The organism is Candidatus Symbiopectobacterium sp. (genome assembly GCF_020054415.1).
Classification (GTDB): domain Bacteria; phylum Pseudomonadota; class Gammaproteobacteria; order Enterobacterales; family Enterobacteriaceae; genus Symbiopectobacterium.
Genome location: NZ_JAHWCO010000446.1, coordinates 1 through 3955, shown reverse-complemented (window position 1 = coordinate 3955; position 3955 = coordinate 1). Strand labels below are relative to the sequence as shown.

Sequence of the window (3955 nt, the reverse complement as noted above, 5' to 3'; positions counted from 1 at the left end):
GGCCACTTTTGCCATAACCGTGTTTTTTCACAGGAGATGTCTGTTCACAAAACGGGCATCTTACATCAACTTTAGCCACTGTATTCCACATCCAAAACCGGACATTTCACACTGCAATCAACATATTGAATACACGACCCAGCAAGGGAGCGTCTTCACTGATTGGCGCGCTGTTCTTTCTCGGCTATTTCTTCTTTTCAGGTTCCGGGCTCCATTTACGCCGTTAAACGCAGCGTGCGCAAACTGATTTTTGTCAGCCTGATCTTGTGGTGATTGTGTGCCGCCGCCACCGGGTTGGTCAATAATATCCCGATGCTGATGGTGATCCGTTTCATCCTCTGCGTAGTAGAAGCAGCGGTGATGCCCTCCATGCTGATTTACATCAGCACCTGGTTCACCAAAGAGGAATGCTCACGCGCCAACACCTTCGTGGTATTGGGCAATCCGGTCACCGTGCTGTGGATGTCCATCGTCTCCGGCTACCTGATCAATGCGTTCAGCTGGCGCGAAATGTTCATTATCGAAGGCGCGCCGGCGATTATCTGGGCGTTTATCTGGTGGTTCCTAGTGCGTGATAAGCCCTCCGAAGTAACCTGGATGAGTGCGCAAGAAAAAGCAGATTTCCAGGCGGTGATGGATGCGGAGCAGAAGAACATCAAGCCGGTACGCAACTACGGTGAAGCCTTGCGTTCACGCAATGTGATTATCCTGTGTGCCGTTCATGCCTTGTGGAGCATCGGGGTTTACGGCTTTATGATGTGGATGCCGTCAATCCTCAAATCGGCATCCTCTCTGGATATAGTTTCCGTCGGCTGGCTCTCGGCACCGCCTTACTTTGCTGCCATCGTGCTGATGCTGACGGTCTCCTGGCTGTCGGACAAAATGCAAAACCGTAAGCTCTTTATCTGGCCCCTGCTGTTGATCGCATCGTTAGCCTTCTTCACCTCTTACGCCATTGGCGCGCAGCACTTCTGGGCGTCTTATGCGCTGCTAGTGGTTGCGGCTGCCTGCATGTGCGCCCCCTATGGTCCGTTCTTCGCGCTGATTCCTGAACTGTTGCCTAAAAACGTTTCTGGGGTATCGATTGGTTTGATCAACAGCTTTGGTGCACTGGGCGCATTCCTCGGGGCCTGGCTGGTCGTCTACCTCAACGGCATTACCGGCGACCCGAGCATGTCCTATAGCTTTATGGCCGTTGCTTTGCTGGTCTCTGTGGTATTAACCATTACGGTTAAAGCGCCAGGCAGTGAGAAAAAAGCGCAACTCGCCGCTTCACACCGTTAATACTCATGACGCCGCTGATCCATTTACCTAAAACAGTCATTCCCACCTACCTCTGTCATTCCCACACAGGTGGGAATCTCTTGCAGGTTACACACGTTTCTGCTGGCAGAGATCCCCGGCTTGCGCCGAGGACGACGGAGCATAAAGAGGCTTTGTCTGCACGGCCCTTACTTATTACGCCTAACGCATTCGCCACTCCCTTGATATCATCCTGCTCCCGCCCACAGCGAGTGTGGTAAAATCGCGCTCCATTCCTTCTTTTCCTATTACACAACAGACAGGTATCCATGAAACTTGAATTGGCGATTGAGTTTTCCCGCGTGACAGAAGCTGCCGCGCTGACAGGCTACAAATGGCTTGGCCGTGGCGATAAAAATGCCGCCGATGGCGCGGCGGTGCAGGCCATGCGCATCATGCTCAATCAGGTTGATATCAACGGGCAGATCGTGATCGGTGAAGGCGAGATGCAACAACTGGGCGTAAAAGTGTTTGCTATTCCCGACGGTGATGTCGCGGCCTCAATTCTGACCTGTATGCTTGACAGCGAAGTCGATGTGCTGTACGGCATCGGCGGCGCGCCGGAAGGGGTGATTTCCGCTGTGGTGATCCGTGCGCTGGATGGCGATATGCGAGGTCGCCTGCTGGCTCGTCACTAGGTTAAAGGGGACAGTGAGGAAAACCGCCGTTTGGGCGAGCGCGAGCTGGAACGTTGTGCGGAAATGGGGATCGAAGCCGGACGTGTACTCACTCTGAGCGATATGGCGCGTAATGACAACGTAATCTTCTCGGCTACCGGCATCACCAAAGGCGACCTGTTGGAAGGGATTGCCCGTCGGGGTAACATCGCCACCACCGAAACCCTGCTGATTCGCGGCAAATCACGCACCATACGGCGTATTCGTTCAACACATTATCTCGATCGCAAAGATCCCGCGTTGCATGACTTCCTGCTGTAATAGCATGAATGCACAACGTCTATTGTATTGATTGTTTCACTGTTGTTAAAAAATCGCGTATCGTAAAGGCCCTCTCCCCTGACGCACCGTTTTGTGAGGGGATGGCCTGAGTGGCCGAAAAACATCAGGAGCACAGCACTATGGCAGAGTGGGTAACCGGTAACGTTATTCAGGTAACAAATTGGACGGACAGCCTTTTCAGCATTCAGGTTCAGGCGCCGATTGCCGCGTTCACTGCGGGCCAGTACGCCAAACTGGGACTGGAAATTGGCGGCGAACGCATTCAACGCGCCTATTCCTACGTGAATGCCCCCAGTAATCCCACTCTTGAGTTTTATCTGGTCACGGTGCCGGACGGCAAGCTCAGCCCGCATTTGCACGCTCTGCAACCCGGAATGCCACTGGAAATCACCAAAGAGGCGGCAGGTTTCTTTGTTCTGGAAGAAATCCCTGACTGCGACACACTGTGGATGCTCGCGACCGGCACCGCTATCGGCCCTTATCTGTCGATTTTAGAGGAAGGGAAAGATCTGGAGCGTTTCAAGCACATCATATTGGTGCACGCGGCGCGTTTTTACAATGATCTTAGCTACTTACCCAAGATGCAGCAGCTACAGCAGCGTTACGGCTATAAACTGCGGATAAAAACGGTCATCAGCCGGGAAACACAGGTAGGCTCCCTGACAGGACGCGTTCCGGCGCTTATCAGCAGCGGAGCGTTGGAGAAGGCGGTCGGGTTGCCACTCAATGCGCAAACCAGCCATGTGATGCTGTGCGGTAACCCGCAAATGGTGCGCGATACCCAGCAATGCCTGAAAGAACAACGGGAAATGACCAAGCACCTGCGTCGCCGTCCGGGGCATATTACCAGTGAGCATTATTGGTGAGAAGATTCGGTGTGGCTGGCTTACAACTACCTGCCCGTTTAGGCAACGCGGTGTTTTTTACGTGGTAATGAAAGGTTATTTTTCAGAAAAATAACTAAGCCAGTCATACACATCATCAAACAGCTGATGATGGACAATAATCGTTTTATTTTCCCGACATATCAGCCCTTCACTTTGCCAATGTGCCAGTATTCTGGAAATGGTGACGCGAGTCACGTTGATGATCTGGCCATATTCCTCATGGGTCAAAGTCAGCGGCACAGTATACCAGCCTTTTTTAGGCTCAATTCCACCTTCCAGTAACATGCTTTTAAGTAAAATTTTAAGGCGTTGTGCGGGTTCACAACTGGTGTTGGTGATTACCGCCTCCAGGCTGCTCTCCTGCTTGGCCACAATGTGACGGCATATTTTTATCGCCAGTTCAGCATCCTGCCGCATGGCATCCAGTAAAATATCGGATGGTACCACCGGAATATCCGCATCGCGGATCACAATGGTGGTGACATTAACATGCTGCTTGGTAATACAAGTAATATCTCCCATCGTGCGTTCTGGCAGCACTAGGCTTTGTTGAATAAATCAGAACTTGTAACGACTGCGCCCCATACGGGTCGATTGTTACGTGATGCGAGTACTGTTCGGCATTCCTAATAGCGTGATCCGGTTAAGCGCTTTGACCATGGCCATGGCTTCACCCACCTGAGCATCGTAGTATCTCAGACTTAGATGACCACCCAGAAGCCTTTTGAACCGGAACATGGCCGTTTCAGCCACTGAGCGCCGGTGATAGCCCACTTTCTTTTTCCAGATATCGTTACTACCGCTAAT

The 3955-nt window shown here is 52.0% G+C and carries 2 protein-coding genes and 4 pseudogenes; 3 read left to right on the top strand and 3 right to left on the bottom strand.

What is annotated here, in order from left to right; genetic code table 11:
- A pseudogene (locus tag QZ506_RS12945) lies at window positions 1-79 on the bottom strand (IS1 family transposase); the annotation flags it as partial.
- Between the two features lie 61 nt (window positions 80-140).
- On the opposite strand from QZ506_RS12945, the pseudogene QZ506_RS12940 reads away from it, so the two are divergent.
- The 3 genes and pseudogenes from QZ506_RS12940 to fpr all read left to right on the top strand — a co-directional run.
- Window positions 141-1284: pseudogene (locus QZ506_RS12940) on the top strand (MFS transporter); the annotation flags it as partial.
- Between the two features lie 287 nt (window positions 1285-1571).
- A pseudogene (locus QZ506_RS12935) lies at window positions 1572-2240 on the top strand (fructose-bisphosphatase class II).
- Between the two features lie 140 nt (window positions 2241-2380).
- Complete coding sequence (gene fpr, locus QZ506_RS12930; protein WP_291971558.1) at window positions 2381-3127, top strand: ferredoxin--NADP(+) reductase; 747 nt, start codon at window positions 2381-2383, stop codon at window positions 3125-3127.
- Between the two features lie 75 nt (window positions 3128-3202).
- Here the strand turns inward: fpr and QZ506_RS12925 are convergent, their stop codons facing one another.
- Window positions 3203-3688: a Crp/Fnr family transcriptional regulator gene (locus tag QZ506_RS12925; RefSeq protein ID WP_291971556.1), complete on the bottom strand. Its 486-nt coding sequence runs from the start codon at window positions 3686-3688 to the stop codon at window positions 3203-3205.
- Window positions 3689-3745: 57 nt separating this feature from the next.
- Window positions 3746-3955 (bottom strand): annotated as a pseudogene (locus QZ506_RS12920) (IS5/IS1182 family transposase); the annotation flags it as partial.